19 protein-coding genes are annotated in these 19,690 nt (G+C 35.1%); 3 read left to right on the top strand and 16 right to left on the bottom strand.

The features are described 5' to 3' along the window. Positions 1–726: 726 nt before the first annotated feature. The 3 genes from NG806_RS02395 to NG806_RS02385 all read right to left on the bottom strand — a co-directional run bounded on the left by NG806_RS02395 (position 727) and on the right by NG806_RS02385 (position 4,781). Complete coding sequence (locus NG806_RS02395) at positions 727–2,439, bottom strand: RICIN domain-containing protein (RefSeq protein WP_214826009.1); 1,713 nt, start codon at positions 2,437–2,439, stop codon at positions 727–729. Between the two features lie 888 nt (positions 2,440–3,327). Next, positions 3,328–4,074: a M17 family peptidase N-terminal domain-containing protein gene (locus tag NG806_RS02390; protein WP_261511827.1), complete on the bottom strand. Its 747-nt coding sequence runs from the start codon at positions 4,072–4,074 to the stop codon at positions 3,328–3,330. Positions 4,075–4,397: 323 nt separating this feature from the next. After that, positions 4,398–4,781, bottom strand: coding sequence for a winged helix-turn-helix transcriptional regulator (locus tag NG806_RS02385; protein ID WP_214826013.1), 384 nt, complete (start codon positions 4,779–4,781; stop codon positions 4,398–4,400). A 127-nt stretch (positions 4,782–4,908) separates the two neighbouring features. Between NG806_RS02385 and NG806_RS02380 the strand changes: the two genes are divergently transcribed. Together NG806_RS02380 and NG806_RS02375 are read left to right on the top strand one after the other, a co-directional pair. Continuing rightward, positions 4,909–5,700 carry an SDR family oxidoreductase gene (locus NG806_RS02380; RefSeq protein WP_261511826.1) on the top strand — a complete coding sequence of 264 codons (792 nt, stop codon included), beginning with the start codon at positions 4,909–4,911 and terminating at the stop codon, positions 5,698–5,700. A 21-nt stretch (positions 5,701–5,721) separates the two neighbouring features. After that, a complete protein-coding gene (locus NG806_RS02375; RefSeq protein ID WP_214826017.1) occupies positions 5,722–6,045 on the top strand; it encodes a nuclear transport factor 2 family protein in 324 nt (107 codons plus the stop codon). A 332-nt stretch (positions 6,046–6,377) separates the two neighbouring features. Here NG806_RS02375 and NG806_RS02370 read toward each other — a convergent pair whose 3' ends face one another. The 13 genes from NG806_RS02370 to NG806_RS02310 all read right to left on the bottom strand — a co-directional run bounded on the left by NG806_RS02370 (position 6,378) and on the right by NG806_RS02310 (position 17,085). Next, a complete protein-coding gene (locus NG806_RS02370) occupies positions 6,378–7,256 on the bottom strand; it encodes an NAD(P)H-binding protein (RefSeq protein ID WP_261511825.1) in 879 nt (292 codons plus the stop codon). 78 nt (positions 7,257–7,334) lie between these two features. Continuing rightward, positions 7,335–7,904 carry a Crp/Fnr family transcriptional regulator gene (locus NG806_RS02365; RefSeq protein ID WP_261511824.1) on the bottom strand — a complete coding sequence of 190 codons (570 nt, stop codon included), beginning with the start codon at positions 7,902–7,904 and terminating at the stop codon, positions 7,335–7,337. Between the two features lie 477 nt (positions 7,905–8,381). Beyond that, positions 8,382–8,702, bottom strand: a complete 321-nt coding sequence (locus tag NG806_RS02360; RefSeq protein ID WP_261511823.1) for a DUF6616 family protein — start codon at positions 8,700–8,702, stop codon at positions 8,382–8,384. Further along, positions 8,647–9,378, bottom strand: a complete 732-nt coding sequence (locus NG806_RS02355; protein ID WP_214826021.1) for an SDR family oxidoreductase — start codon at positions 9,376–9,378, stop codon at positions 8,647–8,649. Before NG806_RS02355 ends, NG806_RS02360 begins: the two co-directional genes overlap by 56 nt. Before the next feature lie 119 nt (positions 9,379–9,497). Beyond that, on the bottom strand, positions 9,498–10,412 hold the full coding sequence (locus NG806_RS02350) for an AraC family transcriptional regulator (protein ID WP_214826022.1): 915 nt from the start codon (positions 10,410–10,412) through the stop codon (positions 9,498–9,500). Between the two features lie 324 nt (positions 10,413–10,736). Next, complete coding sequence (locus NG806_RS02345; protein WP_261511822.1) at positions 10,737–11,738, bottom strand: NADP-dependent oxidoreductase; 1,002 nt, start codon at positions 11,736–11,738, stop codon at positions 10,737–10,739. A 13-nt stretch (positions 11,739–11,751) separates the two neighbouring features. Then, the gene (locus NG806_RS02340; RefSeq protein ID WP_214826024.1) at positions 11,752–12,516 is read right to left on the bottom strand and encodes an SDR family oxidoreductase; all 765 of its coding nucleotides are present in this window, start codon (positions 12,514–12,516) and stop codon (positions 11,752–11,754) included. 73 nt (positions 12,517–12,589) lie between these two features. Beyond that, on the bottom strand, positions 12,590–13,318 hold the full coding sequence (locus NG806_RS02335) for an SDR family NAD(P)-dependent oxidoreductase (protein ID WP_261511821.1): 729 nt from the start codon (positions 13,316–13,318) through the stop codon (positions 12,590–12,592). Between the two features lie 116 nt (positions 13,319–13,434). Beyond that, on the bottom strand, positions 13,435–13,659 hold the full coding sequence (locus NG806_RS02330; protein ID WP_261511820.1) for a TetR family transcriptional regulator C-terminal domain-containing protein: 225 nt from the start codon (positions 13,657–13,659) through the stop codon (positions 13,435–13,437). Further along, entirely contained in the window at positions 13,611–14,024 is a 414-nt protein-coding gene (locus tag NG806_RS02325) for a TetR/AcrR family transcriptional regulator (protein ID WP_261511819.1), read from the bottom strand. Before NG806_RS02325 ends, NG806_RS02330 begins: the two co-directional genes overlap by 49 nt. A gap of 444 nt (positions 14,025–14,468) precedes the next feature. Then, positions 14,469–14,894, bottom strand: coding sequence for a GNAT family N-acetyltransferase (locus NG806_RS02320; protein ID WP_261511818.1), 426 nt, complete (start codon positions 14,892–14,894; stop codon positions 14,469–14,471). A gap of 371 nt (positions 14,895–15,265) precedes the next feature. After that, positions 15,266–15,988 (bottom strand): LytR/AlgR family response regulator transcription factor, encoded by a 723-nt coding sequence (locus NG806_RS02315; protein WP_261511817.1) that lies wholly within the window; start codon positions 15,986–15,988, stop codon positions 15,266–15,268. An 89-nt stretch (positions 15,989–16,077) separates the two neighbouring features. Further along, on the bottom strand, positions 16,078–17,085 hold the full coding sequence (locus NG806_RS02310; protein ID WP_261511816.1) for a sensor histidine kinase: 1,008 nt from the start codon (positions 17,083–17,085) through the stop codon (positions 16,078–16,080). Between the two features lie 225 nt (positions 17,086–17,310). Between NG806_RS02310 and NG806_RS02305 the strand changes: the two genes are divergently transcribed. Further along, positions 17,311–19,683, top strand: a complete 2,373-nt coding sequence (locus NG806_RS02305; protein WP_261511815.1) for a TonB-dependent receptor — start codon at positions 17,311–17,313, stop codon at positions 19,681–19,683. Positions 19,684–19,690: the final 7 nt, after the last annotated feature.

Here is a 19,690-nt window from a genome sequence, read left to right as displayed (position 1 = left end):
TCTTGTAATTACTCTATTTTTTTTATATTTACGCTCATTTAGTAAATTGAATTAACAATAAAACTGTTTATTTTTGGAACTATTTTAGGAAAGATTAGATATTTGTAAAATTAAAGATTTACAAAAAGAATTGGATTAAATATGAGTAATCAAAACAGTAATTGGATTAAGGGGAAACCAAAAAAAACGAGTAACTATTGGGAAGATGAATGACAAGAATTAAGGAATAACGCAATGTTATTTACTGTTACCCACCCATTATCAATCCATAGAAAAACCTAATCCTCCAATTATCACTTATTAAAACAATCCTTACTCAGCGGACGGATATGCCTGAAAAGCCTTCAGGAAAAAATAAAACTCATTTTTGATTGAGTCTCATGGTTATAGTTTGATCCCCGGCCACAGCCGGGGATTTTTCATAAAAAAGAAGCCCTTCTAAACAGAAAGGCTCGAAAAGACAATAACATAGTTTTTATAAATTCTCAAGTAAAGCTTTCCAAACAACAGGAAGCTAATAAAAAACCTGGAAACTAATGAAAATATTGGGCAAATCATCTATCAAAGTGCTTGAAGATAATTACGTCTTGGTTACAAACAACCAAATGGCGCCACTTAAGACAAGTGACGCCATTTTTATTTACTTTAATAATACTTACCAGATTGGTATTTTTCAAAAATAGATCAAGTACGAACAGTACTATTTAAGCAATATTCTTCAAAGGCCTAGTTCATCGCTATGAATTTGAACTTGAACAATTGACAGGATGTACCATAATAATCCCAAAGTCGCAAGTTCGAATTCCCATCCATGGTACAGTCGGGCACATCCCAGCCACGAGTAGCATCCACCTTTGATAGAATTTTGTAGTAGCCATTAGCTACAGCCACTACCTGCCAGGCCTGCGCATCATTACCATAGTTCTGCCAGAGCCGGATTGAAGTTCCCAGTGTATTGCTATTACTGGCTAGATCAATACAGCGATTTGTTGCGCTGGCTTTAGACACAAAGCGCCAGTAGCCATTGCCGGCATCAATGGCTATCCACTGCTGCGCTGCAGCACCATTCCTCGTCCATGGTCTTAACACTGCGCCATTGGTATCCTCTCCAGATTTTAGATCAAGTACTTTATTGGCGTCGGTCTGAAACTCGATCTCGTAAATACCATTATTAACCAGACTAGTTGCATTGCAATTTGCAACAGGATAGTTGGAGGCCGCATATTGTTGAAACCACTGTTTGCTTGGGGCAGCGCAGGCTTCCCAATTGTTACTAAAGGCCGTTCCAGCATTAGGGTCGCCCTTGTGGAGCAGATCATCCGGGGCAAGGAGGTTCCAACTCACATTGCCTGATTGATCCGCGATATATTTTAGATTCGCACCAAATCCGTTTCCGCCTGCCGTACCGGTTGTGCCAATACCGAATGTACCATATCCCTGAGGCGCCCAGTCGGTTTCGGTAATGGCGATCGGAGCAATGTCTGCAATCGGTTTAACATTGGTATTCCAGCCATTTTGAAAGGACTGATAATTGTTGACACCACCCCAGTAACCTGGGTAGATATGAACGGCATAGCCAATATTACCGCCTGTGATTGGATTGGTAACGTAACCTTGGTAATGCGATTGCCATCCCGTGCCTGGTATCCAGCAGACATTATTTGCACCATTGTTACGAATGATATTGACCAATGGCTGGAAGAAATTTTTAAGCGCCGCAAAATGTTCGTTTCCTGTGGTACCCCATACCCCATTTGTGCCAAGGATTTCAACAGGTTCATTGGCCAACTCAAACATCACATTGTCAGCATTTTTTAAGCCCGGATGTTGCGACAAAAATGTCCATACGGTTTTAAGGTAACTATGATAGGCATCGTTTACAGCAATGCGATTTGGACATACACCCGGTGGGCGTAGGATGACATACATTCCTCGGCTCCGGGCATGGTCGATCAGTGGGATAATCACCTGATTCGTATAAGTTACCAAGCGGTTATAATTGAATCTTGAGATATCGTTCTCTGGGATAGATGGGCCGGGATCATTGGTCCAATAAGGATCGATATGGAGGCGAATATAATTGAGATACCAGCCATCAGCGGTGCTGCTGAGCTTGTCAATGACTGCTTTGTTATAATTCAAAGCTCCTTGTACATTGTAATTGTCCCAGGTACAGTAACCAGAATTGGCGCCATATTGACAGCCATTGAACCAGGGACTGGGTGTTATGGCAACCCCATGTAAGACAACATTATTGCCGCATGGATCCTTGAGGTTCCTGCCACCGACATGCAGGGATGGTGTCACTGCCAATGCAGATGCATTGGCTCTTAGGTTTCTTTCAGATTCTTCTGGTAAAGTTTTTTCTTCCATCCTGGAGCAGTTGGAAAGAATGGTTAACAGAAAAACCAGAAGTAACCACATTTTGTTTGTTCTCATAATTTAAATATTTAAGGGTGATTCATAATTTATTTTTTTTACCATCGATGCCCGACTCCAATCGTGCGCAGGAATGTTAGACAGATATATGAAATTTAATCTTAATTGGATTGTTGTAATTACCAGACTTAGAAAATTCTGGATAGAGGAATTAACGTCCTTATACCGCACCAATTTCTTGGGAGGCATACTAAAAAATACACGTAAGCATGAGATTGTGAAAATTCGAATTTTCATTAATAGCAATTATTAGTTTATTATAAAAATATGTAAATTATTAAATATAAAACAATATTTTATTAAAAATTAACACAAAAAACTCATATCATAAATAAAATAATTAATAAATAGTCACAATACTTTATATAGCGGGGAAAATAAAAGGATCTTATCATAAATTTCATTAAGATGTTAATCACAAAAAGATGAAATAACTATTTACTTTGCTAAAATTTTATTCATTAGCTCAAAAAAAACTCGCAAAAAAAAATGAAATTTTATAATATTCATCTTCAAGTCAAGATGTAGATATGTAAAGTTTACAGATATTGATATAATAAATGAGGTAAGGAGCATTTGTTTCCTATATTGGAGTGGTGTTTCACCACAACTGTCATAAACTTACTAACTTTTAGAGAAAAACAATGTTGCTGAACTGAATATTTGTAAGCATTATCACATTTTTGAAGTCGCAAAAATTCATACCCTAATCTGCTAAAACCTCTTTGCAAAGAATCATAACTGCAGGACTTTCCCAACTTGTGTTCAGTCTTCACCCTAATAGAAAATGCATATAAAAATGGCGTCACTTAAAGATAAGGACACCATTTTTTATATTTTAAATTGATAACCAATTAACAGTCCATTTTTTCATTGATTTTTTTAATGTTATTTCTTTATTAGCTCAATCGCATCCTTAATCCCACCACCTGCAACTTCAAAGAAAGATGGACCTGCCAACAGATATACTTTTTCCAGTTTTTTTGTTTTGGAAAGGTTATGCTCTCTTAAATAGATCTCCGAACGATTGGCCAAAACGATACCTTTAACCACGTTTTCGGCTACCAGAGCTGTTGGAGAATCAATTCCTGCATCTTTTAAGTCACTGGCAAAGGCAAAGTTGGTTACATCTAATCTCAAAGCTTCCCTTGTCGCAACCTCTGCTACTGAAGTCATCAATTCCGGAGTGAAATTGTTACGATCTCCCAAACCAATTAACAATAGTTTTTTCGCTGACATAGAACCTACAGGAGGCGTAATCAATAATGTTTCCAAAGCATGTCCTTTAAACTGACCTGATTGTCTTATTTTCGTGAATTCGCCTTTCAGAGCTTCATCCAAATGTACCAAACCATTTAAGTTTGCTGGCAAAGCCTGAGCACTGTGGATGTCGTTATCTGTATATTCGAAAACACAGGCAACCTGAAGCTGAGCATTGGCGGAAGATGGCCCCTGAACCAATCCTATCATTGAAATTCCGTCAACTGAACCCCAATTTTTGGATGTTCCAATGGCTGTGGTTTTTGCAGACACATTAGCCCTAATTGTATTGGTTTGTGCAAATGTTAGGGTTGAAAATGCTAATCCTGCGATTAATAATGATTTGCTAATGGTATTTTTTGGGGTATTTTTCATAATATTTATGTTTTCAAGTTTTTTAACAGTTTGTATTGGCTGATTATAATTTTGTTTTATGCTATTCAAAGATAGTTTTAGAACTGAAACCCGGCATTGATGTGAGATAACTAATATTTTTTTATTCATTTAAAACTGAAGGACAATCCTTGAATTGATAAACGTTGTCATTTCATTTTGCGGTTCGTTTTATAATTGCCAATAACTTCAAATTTACGTATTGGGTCAATCTGATTTATATACTTTCGTAAAGCTACTTCTGCCGCTGATTTAAAATTCATTATATTATTTCGATATCCCTCTGATCGTTTTTTGAGATTAACCTAGCTGAAATTTTCTATATCAGATGATCCTTGAATTCTTTTTATAATCAACATTCTTAACCGATCCTCATGCTGATCCGCCCATTGGCCTAAAACACCAATCACAGGAATCAAACTTTTACCAAATTCTGTTAAACTATATTCTACTTTTGGAGGTACAACCGGATAAATTTTCTTTGTAATCAATTCGTGATCTTCCAATTCTTTTAACTGAATATTTAAAACCCTTCTTGTGGCATCCGGTATCTTACGTTGCAATTCACTAGGTCTTTTATGCCCTTGATCAATAAACCAAAGCAGACGTATTTTCCATTTGCCGTAAAGGACTTCACCTATCAGATCAAGACCGCAGTTCAGGTTCGGTATTATTTTTCTCTCATACATATTGTAAATTTAAACGTATGTTCGAATTTGTACAATAGGGGAATAATTTATCCCTATATGAATCGTAATTCCGTACTTGTGCAAACTGTTTTTATACCCCAATTTTGTCCTATAAACAATTCTAAAAATGGAACAATTTAATTTCAACAATGAGTTATCAGGTAAGATTGCCTTAGTAACAGGAGGTACGAAAGGAGCCGGAAAAGCAATTGCAGAAAGGCTTTTACAAGCTGGTGCAACAGTTGTTGTTACTGCAAGAAACGCACCGGACAAAGAAAGCAGCAAGTTGCATTTCATTCCCTCCGATTTAAGTAAGTCAGAAGGCGCGCAAAAAGTAGTCAGCGAAGTACTATCAACCTATGGGAGGCTGGATATCCTGGTAAATAACCTTGGTGCATCATCAACGCCCGCCGGTGGCTTTTCAGCATTGAATGATGAGGATTGGATTTCAACCCTACAAGCAAATTTACTTGCTCCTGTAAGGCTTGACAAGGGATTTTTACCCCAAATGATCGATCGAAAAAACGGTGTTATTATTCACATTGCATCAATACAGGGTAAGCTCCCTTTGTATGATTCTACTTTGCCTTATGCAGCTGCAAAAGCAGGATTAATCAATTACAGTAAAAGTTTATCAAATGAAGTTACGCCAAAAGGTGTTCGTGTACTTACTGTTTCACCAGGATGGATTAGGACAGAAAATACCAAAGTATGGCTGGAAACGATTGCCCAAAACTCTAATATTTCCATTGAGGAGGCTCAACAAGGTGTTGTGGATGCACTTGGTGGAATACCTTATGGCAGACCTGCCGAACCGGAAGAAGTAGCTGAATTAGTTGGTTTTCTTGTTTCACCAAGAGCCCATTATTTAACAGGAACAAATTTTGTCATTGACGGTGGAACCATACCCACGATTTAATAACCTCAAAAATAAATAATAATGAACTTACCGAAAGTAGTATCAGATTTAGTAAAAACACAAAACAACTTTGATAGCGTTGCTTATGCAAATTGTTTTTCCGAAACAGCCGTAGTTTATGATGAAGGTAAAACGTACAAAGGACGAAAAGAGATAGAACATTGGATTGCGGATGCCAACGAGCGATACCAAGCTACAATGCAGCCCGTAAGCTTTGAAGAAACAGAAACGGGAAGCGTTTTGAAGGCAGAAGCTTCAGGAAAATTTAACGGAAGCCCTATTGTGTTGAGTTATCATTTAGAAATAGCTGATGAATTGATACAGTCATTGAAAATTACTGGATAAAAAACGGCTAAAAATTTAGCCGTTTTTTAGAATGGCAAACCATTTTTTGAAAGTGATTTTTATCGTTTTTTGAGATTTAGATATTCTATTAGTAACGTTTTTTTGGGGTGCAATATTGAGACATTCAAGAACCATTCGTTCAAATTTAAAATTTCTTCTCCCAATATTGCAAAACCCTTGTTAAAATGCCATTTTATTTTCTGGAGGTTCTTTTTATTTTGTATGTTTACAAAAATCCAACAATATTCCCATAACAGGAACTAAAATGATAGCGATTATAAAAACCCAAAGCCAAGTAAGCAATGCCATTTCACTTGTTTCTGTGCTTAGCTTTATTTGATTTTACTAACTAAATTTTCTTTTAACCACTCTCTAATGGTTGTACTTGTTGTGCTTTCTTCTGTTCTCGGTTCCGTGTCATAAAGGCCATTGCCAATTGCTGTCAACATTTCTGTTAAAGAGATTGCAAAAGCTTCACTCGTATGATGTTCTACCAATAGTGCTTCTATATAGTCCTCTTTTGAAACTTGTTGAAAACGAATAGGCTTTTCCGTTAATTCACTCATTTGTAGAGCAATCTCATTGTAGCTTATATCTGCCGGACCGTGAACAGTAAATCCCTCAACGCCTGCCCAGGTTTTGTCTATTAAAAATTCTACTGCTTTTGATGCAATGTCTTTTACTGCTATTTGCGATGATTTGTAATTTCCGTCAATAGGTAAGAAAAACGTTCCTGATTTTTTTAGAGAAGCAATCTGATACAAAAGGGTTTCAAAAAATACCGGGCAACGTAATGCTCTTACTGATGCTCCGGATTGGCTGACTATATCTTCGCCTTTGTGTAACGCTGTTATAAGACCTGCCTGCAAATTACTTTCTTTACCGCCGCCTGATAAATAAACAACTCTTTTTGTACCTGCATTTTTAATTGCTTGTGAAGCCACTTTTGCAAAGCTTTCATAATAAATATTTACATCTTCTTGGGTATTACTCTGGGGCACACAAAAATAGAGGGTATCACAACCTTGCAATGCTTTTGTGAATTCATATTCATTTAGCAAAGAACCTGTGGCAACTTCTACTTTTTCTAAAATGTCAGCTGATATTTTTTTAGGATCTCTAACAAAAATTCTAACCTCTTGTTCCCCCTCTACCAATTGTTGCAGAATCATTGAACCTGTATTACCTGTTGGCGTTGTTACTAAAATCATAATTGAACTTTTAATTGTTTAGTGAAATACAAAGATGATAAGAGTATATTTTGTAAACATTGTCCTATGTTCACATTTTCAAATCTTTGATTTTAATCTACTTAATGTTTGAGGGGTAAGCCCTAAGTAAGATGCAACCATTTTGTTTGATAGTCTTGTCAACAATTTTGTTTGATCTGTCAAAACCCAACGAACTTTTTCTATTGCTTCTAAACCTTGAAAACAATAAATACGTTCTTGGGATTTTATATAGGCTAATTCTAGAATTTGTCTGTAAATAAAGCAAAACTGTGGAACCGTCTTGACCAAATGAAAGTAGTCGTCACGATTTATGACTAACAATTCCGAAGGTTCGATAGTCTGCATAAATTCGAATGAAGGTTTTTGATTGATTAAGCTTGACAGCGCAGTTCCAAAAGCATCTTCAAAATGAAAATATCTTGTGGCTTCCTCTCCTTCTTTATTAACGCTAAAAAGTCGTATGCAACCTTTGTTTACAAAATAGAAATGTTTACAGATTTCGCCTTCTTCCAACAGAAACTCGTTTCTTTTGGTCTTTTTAAATTTGAAATATGAAAAGATATAAGAAAGTGTCTTATCGTCAATTTCAGTTCTTGATTTAAAATATTTTTCTAATTGTCTATACACTTTAAATGTTTTAGGTTTTATAAAAATAGCAGATAACTGTCAAATTTTCACATTGTATCAATCTTATTTATAACTTTCATAAATTTATTTCTACCACGGCTTTAAAATTTATTATGATCGTTTTTTGATTTTACAATCCTTGTTGTAGAAATGCAGATAACTCAACACTAATTGTAGAGTCATTGAAAAATATTTTTTCTAAAAACTTAAGATTTTTATTTTGATAAAGTATTTGGGCATTACTATTCCGTTTGCATAATTAAGCCCCAGCCATCCGTTAGTATCTTGTTTAAGATAATTTGAAATTTTCTCTTTGAAATTAATTTTTATAATTTGTCTCGAGGACTGGAAGCAACTTTGAGCCATAAGTTATCTTTCTATATTTTTTAAATGATAACAGTAAAGTCTTGTAGAGATTAATCCGTTACAAGACTTTTCCGCAATCAAGGTTAGTTTACAAATTAACCAATTTCTCAGTTATATTAACATTACCCCTCTTAAGATTAAACTGATCAAAGTATTCATACCATCCCCATCTAATCCCAAAGTTTCGAAAGCTTTTGCCAATTCATCAGTTGGGAATTTCCAAATGACAAAGAACTGGTGCTTTATTCCTTGAACAGTATCACTGTCATTTTCGCTCATTACTACTACCTCGCCACCCTGCTCAACAAGAAGTTGAGATGAAAGTGCAATTCTTTCAATCGAAACAGTTTCATATGTTAAGTTTAATGTTAGCAGATTACCAAGGTAAACTTTCGCCTGCTTGAGAGAAAGTGCCTGTTGTCCCTTTTTCATCAATCAAGGCTAAAGCAACCCCAGTCTCGGCACCTTGTGCAGGTGTCAATGGCGCTTCATCTGAACCGATAGAAGTTTGTACCCATCCTGGACTTGCAGCGTTTACTTTAATATTGGTTTCCTTAAGTGCATTTGCAAGGAAAACGGTAAATTGGTTCAATGCCGTTTTAGAAGCACTGTACGCATAAGGTTTTAATTGATAAAGCCAATGATTTTCATCGAGATGAGCTCCAAATGAACCAGATACACTGCTGATATTTACGATACGACCCGCGTCACTTTTTTTAATTAGCGGCAACAGTGCCTGGGTAAGTTCGACTGTTCCGAAGTAATTGATATCAAAAGTGTCACGAAGTGTTTTCATAGGTACAGATTCCACATTATTGCCGAACCACGCACTGTCAAGAAATACTGCGGCATTATTGATGAGAATATCCAACTTTCCATATTCACGTTCAATGTAGGTTTTTGCATTTTCAATGTCCTGCGAATTACTGATGTCCAGCTTTATAAATTCTACATCCAGAGATTCACCTCGAAGGACTTCTTCAGCATTTTTTCCTTCGGTTTCATTTCTTGCACCTATTAGAACTTTAATATTTTGCTTAGCAAGTTGTCTTACTGTTTCAAAACCAATTCCCTTGTTACCACCTGTAACTAATGCTATTTTTGTCATTTTTAATTATTTTAAAATTATAAGACAAAGGTCGCACTAATGAAGAACTGGTATATAGCGGAATTAAAACCAATCCTTACCAAAATCAAACTTCCAGGTTAAAAAGTGTATTTAATATACTAATCTCTTTTTAGTTTTCGATAATCCGTAGGAGCTATCTTCGTATGCTTTTTGAAAAATGTATTAAAGTGGGAAGGTTCTTCAAAGCCTAATGAATTTGCAATCTCTGCAATATTCCAATTGGTCAGTTTTAGTAGAATTTTTGCTTCCTGTTCGATTCTTGCGTTGATGATATCACTAACGGTTCTTCCTTTTGAAAGCTTCACTTGTCGGTTTAAATAATTGGGATGTAGCGATAAATGTTCTGCAAATTCGCCGGCAGTTTTTAATTTAACAACATCTTGTGAATTGTCTATGGGAAACTGTGATTCCAATAATCTTATAAATGAGCAAGCTATCTCTTCAGTAGTATTGTTTTTCTTGATATAGGACGCTACAGGATCAAGCTTTTGGGCATTGAAAATAAGTTCGAGAAGGTAGTTGCGTTGTAGACTTTCTTTATAATTACCGTTGTCGAGCTTTTCATCGAAAATTTTAGCATAAATATTTGTAAAATTTTCAGCTTGATTATCGGTCAGTGAGTAAATATTTTGTCTGCCTGGTTTGTATATTGGAAATTCTAACAAACGGTGACCACTATTAGTTTTAGTTATAAAATCTTCTTTAAAAATACAGCTTATACCTTTATAAACTCCACTTAATGTATGAATACCAAACGGAATTTTGGAAGTTGTAAATAGTAATGTATTGCCAGTTATCTCAATAGTTTTATCTTCAAATTCAATGCTATATTTTCCTTGTAATAAGGTGGCTGTGTAGAAGGTTTTTCGGGAATAATTGAAGGAAAAAAAATGATTGTTATCTACTTTACTTAAATCGAGAATTTCAAAATTATCAACAAAATTCATCGCGTTTTCTGATGTGTGATTCCCCGTATTTTTAATTGCTATAGTTTTGTCCGATTTAAGTTCCATAATCTAATTTGTTAGTGCTAATTTAACTTAAAAAAACAATTTCTGAGACTTCAAAAGTGTGAAAATGCATTGCAGATGTTCAATTCAGAAAGTTTGATTTCCCCAACGAACTAGGATTTTTTTGACAGTTATGGTGAAGCATTGCTCCAATGTGGAAGAAAGAATGTCTTTTTATACGTAAATCCAGTAAGCATCGCTGTCATCAATAGCATATATGCCAAAGGGTATTTTGTTGGTAGTGAAAAGTAAAGAATTCCCAGAAATCTCAATATTTATATCCTCAAAGACGCCGAGACAATATTGTCAACTTATCTGTTCGCTTTGTTACTTTATTTTTACTACAACCTTTCCCTTTGCTCTTCCACTTGCCACGTGATTTAGAGCCTCATTCGTTTGTGAAAATGGATAAACCTTCTCTACTACAATTTTAATTGTTCCATCTTCAATGAGTTTAGTAATTTGTCCAAGTTGTCTTCCACTTGATTTCATGAACAAGAACTCGTAATCAATACCTTGCCTTTTCGCTTTTTTCCTCACACCGAAACTTAGAAGTGATAATACTGAACGAACGATCCATGAAGCGCCAATTTCTTGTGCAAATGCTGGTGTAGGAGGACCTGAAATAGAAATTATCTTACCTCCTGTTTTTACCACATTTAAGGATTTCTTCAAGGTTTTGGTATCCTGACTATTTAATACCAAATCGTAGTCCTTCAAAATTGTTTCAAAATCCTGCGTTTTGTAATCAATTAAAACATCAGCACCTAATTCTTCAAGCATTGGAAAACTTGCTTTTCCAGCTGTAGTGGCAACAGTAGCGCCTAAATATTTAGCTAACTGAATAGCAATAATACCAACTCCTCCTGACCCTGCCTGTATAAAAACTTTTTGTCCCTTTTTTAATTTCCCTATTTCTACCAAAGCTTGCCAAGCTGTTAAAGCAACGAGGGGAACACCTGCCGCCTTTTCCATAGAAAGGTTTCGGGGCTTCAATGCCAGGTCTGTCTCTTCAACAGCTAAGTATTCAGCAAAGGTACCAATGTAATGATCAGAAGGACGGGTGTAAACTTCGTCTCCAATCTTGAACTTTGTTACCCTCGAACCTGTTTCAATGACAATACCGGCCAGGTCATGACCGAGAATGAATGGTGGTTTATAGGGTAAAATCATTTTGAATTCACCGGACAGAATTTTAGAATCCAGCTGATTTAGGCCTGCCGCATAGATTTCAACCATGACCTCATTTTCACGGGGTATAGGTTTACTAACTTCACGGAATGTTAGCTCCTCTTTCTTACCATAATTTTGAACTACAAATGCTTTCATAAAAATTTTATTTTTATTGGATAGATTGATAATGTTTTTTCTTATTAACCAATTGATAGGCTTTATCCGGCGCAATTCGATTAAGGAAAAATAATGATTTGGCATCACCTACACGAATTGTGATTGTATCTTTTTCGAGACCTTTAATAAGTTCCTTAACAAACAGACTGATGGACATCTTTTTATCTTTTCTTTCTGCAACCATATCGGTATCTACCAGTGGTGGAAGTAATTCGAAGACCTTCACAGAGCTATTTATAAATTCTAAATGTGATCTCAGAGACTTGGTGTAAAAGGATAACGCCGTTTTTGAAGCTGAATAGGTAGCTTCCAAAACAGAAGGAACAATACTAAGAATTGAAGTGGTATTGATAATAGCAGCTTCATTTCGGGATTTTAGCATGTCCATAAAAAGATTATTTAAACGTATGACTCCAAAATAATTGACTTCCATTTCATAAATCGCTCCTTGTAAATGTTTGTCGCTCGAAATGCCCAAATTCAGTGGAGCTACCCCCACACCTGCATTATTATATAAAATGTCGATGCCACCTAGATCCTTTATTTTTTCAAATAACGCAATTGCGTTCTGTGGGTTTGCAGCATCCGACTGAATGATTGTTAACTCTGGATACTCTTTTTTTGCTTCCTCTAGCTTGAGTAAATTCCGTCCGGTAATAATCACCTTATTTCCGAGAGTCATAAACTTCTTTGCTGCTTCCAAACCAATTCCAGAAGCACCTCCCGTAATCAGTATTGTCTTATTTCTTAAATTCATAATCTTAAAATTTAAAAATGAAATATACCATCATCTCTATTCTAAAAATTGAAAATGATTGGTATTGTTAAATTTATGCATGCATTAATTTAGACATTGCCTCACTGATTGCGTTTGCATAGGTCTTTGCATCTCCTACTGGAATATCAAATAAGTTATTTTCTAATCCAATGAACAGTTCATCTGCCACTTCACTTGGCTGAATTCCTGCCGTCCCACCAATTTCAGCAGAAAATTCTGTATTAACCAAGGGAGGATAAACTTCATAGATCTGGAGATTTTTCTGTTCTTCATAAGTTTGTCTTAAAGCCGTTGTATAACTATGTAATGCTGCTTTAGTTGCTCCATAAGTTGGTAAGAATTTGTGACTTCCATATACTGCTATAGATGATACATTCACCACAGCAGATTCTTCTTTTTCCAATAAGTATGGAATCATTAATTCTGTGAAGTGGATGATTGCAAAATAGTTTGTGTTCATTTCAATCAATGCTCTTTCATGTGCATTGGTTGTTTCACTCAGTAGATATCCAAAAGCTGTTCCTGCATTGTTGATGATAATATTAACATCCACATGATTCGCTTTCAAGTCTTCTGCAATACGAATCCTATCGGCTTCAATTGATAAATCACCCTGAATTGCTACTGCATCTTTTAGTTCTGCTAAAGCTTTATGAAGACGTTCTTCATTACGTCCGTTGATGATAATTTTATTTCCGACAGCATTTAATTTTTTAGCGATAGCCAACCCTATTCCGGCACTTCCGCCACTAATGAATATTGTATTTCCTGTTGTTTTCATTTGATTGAATCTATTTAATATTTAATGATACTTTATTTATGTAATCAGTTATTTTTTGAATTGATTTCTAAAATTCCCTAAAATATACTTTTTAGTATATTTTGAATCAAAAAAAATTACAGCTTATATTGCTTTAATTCTTTCTTAAGGTCTATTATAAGTTCGATCATTAATTTTTGCGAATCCATAGTTCTACTTAAAACAATACCACCTTCCACGGCCGATAATATTTTAAACGCAAAAATGTCCGCATTGAGCTCATCTGAAAATTCACCATTAACAATACCTTCTTTTAAAATATTTGAAATACCTTGCAGGCCGGTTTCCAAAACTTTTGCCACTTTTTTTTAATGGAAGGAAAATGATCATCTGCTTCAACGGCAGTATTAAAGATAGGACAACCACCAGCAATATAGGTATCAATAGGATTCTTATGAAAATCGAGATACAAAAAAATCTTTTCTTCTGCTGTTTTACCTTGGGAAACAATACCAGCCAGCTTTTGTGACATTTTTTTTAGTGAAAAGTCCACAACCTGTTCGGATAGATCATCTTTTCCATTAAAATGCCCGTAAATACAACCTTTTGTTAATTTCGTCGCTTCCAAAACATCATCTATGCTCACACCAGAAATACCTTTCTCATTGTAAAGGGGGCTTGCTGTTTCTAAGATAAATAACTTCGTTTTTTCTGCTTTTGTTAGCATCGGTTTTAATTTTACTTTACAAATATACTAAAAAGTATATTTTAGAAACAAACAAAATATACTTTTTAGTATATTTTAATAAATTACAAATCTGATTTCTAATTTTACCAATCTATAGCTAGATAATTTAATTGCATTAAACCATCATTAAACACATTCAATTAAGATTAAGATTATATATTAAACAACTTGCTCAATGAATAATTTACTGGAGATACATGCCTAAAACCTTTGGTAGCAAAGGATAAAAACAATAATATTTCAGCAGGAAGCGTAAGCTTTACTCCCTGGTGCGAGAACAAATTGGCGTACACACCCTAAAGGTCAGGTTCCCTTGGTAGGATGATATAATACTTCATCCCCCTGCACCAATGCTAAAGCTAGAATCAGGAAATAGGTAAAAGAAAAAAAATAAAAATATCATTATACCCTAACTAAATCAGCTTATTTATATATCGTGAATTTATTATGTGTCAGGTTAAATCCAAGATTTTCATAGATATTGATATTCTCAATCCTTTTTTTGTTTGTTGCAACTTCAATACTTTTTAGTTTATTCTCTTCGGCTAAATCCATAATTCTGCGAATTAAGTGTCTTCCTATCCCTTTGCCTCTGAAATGCTCTGTAATATAAAACTCTTGGATTTCTCCAACAAGCCCGCAATGATGTAAAAGATTTTGAGTATGCAAGGTTATAAATCCAATTTTTTCATTTTCAATTTCAGCGATTAAGTAACTGTAACTAAGGTTGTCGATATTTTCGCAGAATATTTTCTGTAAGGCTTCTCGATCTAAAATTTCATTTTCAAGATCACATAATGAATGATAAACAAATTCAAAATCATCCCTTTCAATTCTTCTAATATTCATATTTGATTCCATAAAAATTTTAAATAAATATAATAATTCTATTCATCTGATGTTGTCTTTTTCAATAACCGAAAAACACTAATCATGGCAATAATTGAAATATACGAAGAAGTGAAGTTTTAAAAATGTTCGAAGAAAAATGGTTCGAATCTCTCCCTCTGCTAAATCACTAGCAATATTATAATGTCAGATCTTTCTTGTAATTGGATTGAAAAAGATTTTTTAATGTACAATGAAGAAAAACCCAATAGGTTAAATACAAACTCCTTTCTGAAAAAGAAATTAAAATTATTGGTCTTAGCTCCTATTTCACCTTATCGTTATCCTTTCTAAAGGCTATTTTATTTTGTTTTTCCTGAATCTCACTTGTATTACCTATTCACGATCTTTTTTGTAACAAATTCACTGAAAAAGAAATCCTTATAAATACTTCCGATAGGGATTTCGTTTGTACCTATATACACCGTGTTATTATCTACAGAATCGATATACTTAACATTGATAATATAGGACTTGCTTACTCTCACAAACATATTTTTGGGTAATTGGTCATAAATCGTTTTGATATTTATTGCCGTAATTAGTTTCTGATTATCGGTGTGCATCACTACATAATCTTTTAAACCTTGAATAAAAAGTATATTATCAAAATAGACTTTAAAAATTCTTCGCTCTGCTTTCACAAAGAAAAAAGTGTCTGCAACCTGTTCAATATTATTGTTAGCATAATCCGCTTTGAATAATTTGGAGTAAGTGCGGACTTTTTCAACAGCTTTTTGAAAACGCTCTAATTTTACGGGTTTTATCAGATAATCAATCGCATCTACTTCATAACTTTCGGTAGCAAATTCAGAATATGCAGTTGTAAAAATTACAAATGTTTCTTTGGGAATGGTTCGGGAAAACTCAATCCCATTAATTCCTGGCATCTGAATATCAAGAAAGATTAATTCAACGGTATTGCGTTCTATAAAATTTGTGACAGCTTCAGGGCTGTTGAATGAACCTATTAAATCTAAATCATCATTTTGGTTAATCAACATCTCTATGGCTTCTCTTGCTAAAGGCTCATCATCTAAAATAATACAATTCATAATTTTATATATTTACCATACAACGAAAGACTCGTCTGCAATATTTGAATTTTCTTCTCACCACTGATCCTTATTTATCACCATGTAAGTTATAGCTGTATGGTCAAGGTTACACAATACTGTTCTGAATCATCTTCGATATTTAAACTATGTGTTGCCGGAAATAAAAGCTCCAGTCTTCGTTTGACATTTACCAATCCCAATCCACCTGTATTATTAACGCATCTAGATATAGGTTTTGAGTTGATGCATTTAAAGAAAAGTTTACCGTTTATCACATCGAAATATAGGTTTACATAAGAAGGCTTTGTTGCATCATTGTTGTGCTTGACTGCATTTTCCACAAACGAAATGAACAGCAAAGGAGGAATTTGCAAGCCACGCAAATCTCCTTCTTGTGAAATCAGGAAATCAAAACTGTCTCGTCTCACTTTTTCCAAATTTAAAAAATCTTCTAAGAAATGAATATCCGAAGTCAACAACACTTTATCTCTTGCACTGTCATAAAGTTGGTACCGAAGTAAATCGCTCAGCTTCATTAAAACCTGCGATGCTTTTTCAGGGTCTTTCTTCGTCAGTACATTGGCATTATTCAGCATATTAAACAAAAAATGCGGATTGATCTGGTTTTTCAGCTGTTCCAATTCTGCATAAGTTTTCGATTGCCCTAAATCGTAGATCAATTGCTTATCCATCATCCCTTTCTGAAATAGCTTTATGGAAGAGGAAGCAGCCAGCAGCAGCGCAGTAAGGAAGGAAAAAAGGGGGATGTTCACCCCATGTTCTTTATTAAAAGGATTGAAAAAATAGCCACAAATAGCTACTATAACCAGTATACCAATGACGGATAAACAATATTCAATATTTCTATTCCTGAACAAAAGCTTTGGTACCAGCACATACATATTTATATAGAATAATATAATAAAATATAAAAATATCACGACCGGATTGTCAATTACAGAAGTACTGTTATACAACACGGCACCGATAAAAGCAATGAACAGCAGATTCCGGTATATTCTGCGGTCAGGTGAAATCAGGAAATGAAAAAACAGGTTTTCACTAATAAGCTGTCGATGGGTAAAATCATTCATTTATAAAATTGTATAAAACAAAACTTAACATTTAAGCCTATGGTTTGATCTGCTTCTATACAATAGCAGCAAGTATTATAAAAACGTATGGAACAGGAATTATATTTTGTAGCGTCCCAACATTGTTTCCTATAAAAGAAACTACATTTTGTATAATTACAAAAAAACAGCTATTCAAAGGGGTAGTTTTGTGCTCAAACTACAATTGTTAAATCTATTTTTAAGATGAGATGCAAGATCATTTGTACACTGTTATTTATAACCATTTCATTCGGGGTTCATTCACAGAATAAAGTTACATTGAGTGGAATAATCACCATAAAGACAACCACCGAAACAATACACGGTGCAAACATTTTTATTCCTGAAGCAAAGGTATCAACAGTTACAGATGCGTACGGTTTTTATTCTATTACCCTGCCCAAAAGAGAATATAATTTGATTATAAGCTATGTGGGATTTGAGAATATTGAGGAACGTATCACTTTGATGGAAAATACCAGAAGGGATTTTTCGATGCTTGAAAAAAGCAAAACTATAGATGAAGTCGTGATAAAAAATACTGGTTCAGCAAGCAACATCCGAACACCGGAAATGAGTGTGAATAAACTATCTGTGTCTACCATTAAAAAGATGCCAGCAGTAATGGGTGAGGTTGATATTCTGAAAGCTATTCTGCAGCTTCCGGGAGTCTCCAACGCGCAGGAAGGCGCAACAGGCTTTAACGTTAGAGGCGGTTCAGTTGACGGTAATTTGGTAATGTTAGATGAGGCCGTTGTCTACAATACTTCGCACCTGTTTGGCTTTTTCTCCGTTTTTAATGCAGACATCATTAAAGATCTGAAATTATATAAAGGGGGAATACCTGCTCAATTCGGCGGGCGTACATCCTCTGTTTTGGATATTTACCAAAAAGAAGGAAACAATAAAGAATATCACATAGCAGGTGGAATCGGAGCGGTTTCAAGCAGGTTATCGGCGGAAGGCCCGATTATAAAGGACAAAGGTTCGTTCATAGTTGCTGGCCGCGCTTCTTATGCCCATTTGTTTATGAAACTTGCTGACAATTCCAATTCCGTTTCTTTTTATGATCTGAACGCTAAACTGAATTATAAGATCAATGACAATAACAGGGTTTTTCTTTCAGCCTATTTTGGCAAGGATAAAATGGATTTCAACAATTTTTTCAGCAACAATTATTCAAACTCATTTTTTAATCTTCGTTGGAACCATATCTTTTCCGATAAATTTTTCTCCAACGCATCGGTTATTTACAGCAAGTACGATTATGGACTGAAGATAAAATATGTTGGTATAGACTGGGTATCAGACATCCGTAATTATAATCTAAAGTACAATTTTACGCATCATCTGTCTGATAGGCTGGTTTTGAATTATGGCATCAATTCCATCTACTACCAATTCAATCCCGGCACTATAAAACCTCTGGATGCAACATCCCCTATCAATGCCGATCAGATTGAAAAAAAATATGCCTTGGAAAATGCGGTTTATATTAGTACTGAACAAAGAATCACTGACAAATTATCATTAAATTACGGACTGCGATATAGCAATTTCCTACGATTAGGGGAACAAAACATAAATAATTACACTAATAATGAGGCAGTGGTTTTCAACCCTGATTTACAAATTTATGGGGAAGGAACGCCAACTGGTATTACGCATTATAACAAAAACAAAAAGATTATCGGTTTTGGGAATTTAGAGCCTCGTCTGGCCATTTCTTATGTCATAGATGACAATCAATCCGTTAAAGGGAGTTATAACCGGATGAGCCAGTATATTCATTTAATTTCCAACACGGCTTCCGTCTCTCCACTGGATATCTGGGCACCGAGCGACCAGTACCTGAAACCAGAAATTCTTGACCAGCTTGCATTGGGCTATTTCAGAAATTTCAGCAATGGAAAATATTCCCTTGAAACAGAAGCATTTTACAAAAAAAACAAAAACAAAGCGGATTATATTGACGGTGCCGAATTGATTGCTAACAGAGCCATAGAACAAGTATTACTAAACGGAGAGGCTAGAGCCTACGGACTTGAAGTAATGCTGAAGAAAAACACCGGAAAACTAACAGGGTGGCTTTCTTACACGCTTTCTCGAGCAGAACAACGTACACCGGGAAGAAATGAGGACGAACCCGGTATTAACAATGGCAAATGGTATCGTGCCAATTACAATAAAACGCATAACTTTTCACTTACAGCTACTTATCAACTGACCAAAAAATGGAGTTTTGGTGGCATTTTCACCTACCAGACAGGGAAGGCTGCAACCTACCCCATCGGCAAATATCAGTATCAGGGAATCACAATTGCAAATTACGGAGCGCGAAATGCGAATTCACTCCCATCTTATCATCATTTGGATCTATCGGCAACCTACACCCCAAAACCTGACAACAAAAGAAGATGGAAAGGTGAATGGGTGTTTAGTATTTACAATGTTTACAATAGAAGCAATGCTGCATCCATTATGTTCGAGCAAAACAGAGAAACAGGGGTGAGCGAAGCAAAGAAGATATCAATTTTCGGTATAGTTCCGGGTGTAGCTTACAATTTCAGATTTTAATTCAATA

Origin of the sequence: Chryseobacterium paludis, from assembly GCF_025403485.1 — a bacterium.
Taxonomy (GTDB): Bacteria; Bacteroidota; Bacteroidia; order Flavobacteriales; family Weeksellaceae; genus Chryseobacterium; species Chryseobacterium paludis.
Note: the sequence above shows the minus strand (reverse complement) of the source record. Positions and strands in the feature narration are given on the sequence as shown.

What these genes read in the sequence shown, in the direction of transcription:
- NG806_RS02395 (WP_214826009.1), bottom strand. Translation starts at nt 2,439, where the DNA reads ATGAGAACAAACAAAATGTGGTTACTTCTGGTTTTTCTGTTAACCATT.
- NG806_RS02390 (WP_261511827.1), bottom strand. Translation starts at nt 4,074, where the DNA reads ATGAAAAATACCCCAAAAAATACCATTAGCAAATCATTATTAATCGCA.
- NG806_RS02385 (WP_214826013.1), bottom strand. Translation starts at nt 4,781, where the DNA reads ATGTATGAGAGAAAAATAATACCGAACCTGAACTGCGGTCTTGATCTG.
- NG806_RS02380 (WP_261511826.1), top strand. Translation starts at nt 4,909, where the DNA reads ATGGAACAATTTAATTTCAACAATGAGTTATCAGGTAAGATTGCCTTA.
- NG806_RS02375 (WP_214826017.1), top strand. Translation starts at nt 5,722, where the DNA reads ATGAACTTACCGAAAGTAGTATCAGATTTAGTAAAAACACAAAACAAC.
- NG806_RS02370 (WP_261511825.1), bottom strand. Translation starts at nt 7,256, where the DNA reads ATGATTTTAGTAACAACGCCAACAGGTAATACAGGTTCAATGATTCTG.
- NG806_RS02360 (WP_261511823.1), bottom strand. Translation starts at nt 8,702, where the DNA reads ATGAAAAAGGGACAACAGGCACTTTCTCTCAAGCAGGCGAAAGTTTAC.
- NG806_RS02355 (WP_214826021.1), bottom strand. Translation starts at nt 9,378, where the DNA reads ATGACAAAAATAGCATTAGTTACAGGTGGTAACAAGGGAATTGGTTTT.
- NG806_RS02350 (WP_214826022.1), bottom strand. Translation starts at nt 10,412, where the DNA reads ATGGAACTTAAATCGGACAAAACTATAGCAATTAAAAATACGGGGAAT.
- NG806_RS02345 (WP_261511822.1), bottom strand. Translation starts at nt 11,738, where the DNA reads ATGAAAGCATTTGTAGTTCAAAATTATGGTAAGAAAGAGGAGCTAACA.
- NG806_RS02340 (WP_214826024.1), bottom strand. Translation starts at nt 12,516, where the DNA reads ATGAATTTAAGAAATAAGACAATACTGATTACGGGAGGTGCTTCTGGA.
- NG806_RS02335 (WP_261511821.1), bottom strand. Translation starts at nt 13,318, where the DNA reads ATGAAAACAACAGGAAATACAATATTCATTAGTGGCGGAAGTGCCGGA.
- NG806_RS02325 (WP_261511819.1), bottom strand. Translation starts at nt 14,024, where the DNA reads ATGCTAACAAAAGCAGAAAAAACGAAGTTATTTATCTTAGAAACAGCA.
- NG806_RS02320 (WP_261511818.1), bottom strand. Translation starts at nt 14,894, where the DNA reads ATGAATATTAGAAGAATTGAAAGGGATGATTTTGAATTTGTTTATCAT.
- NG806_RS02315 (WP_261511817.1), bottom strand. Translation starts at nt 15,988, where the DNA reads ATGAATTGTATTATTTTAGATGATGAGCCTTTAGCAAGAGAAGCCATA.
- NG806_RS02310 (WP_261511816.1), bottom strand. Translation starts at nt 17,085, where the DNA reads ATGAATGATTTTACCCATCGACAGCTTATTAGTGAAAACCTGTTTTTT.
- NG806_RS02305 (WP_261511815.1), top strand. Translation starts at nt 17,311, where the DNA reads ATGAGATGCAAGATCATTTGTACACTGTTATTTATAACCATTTCATTC.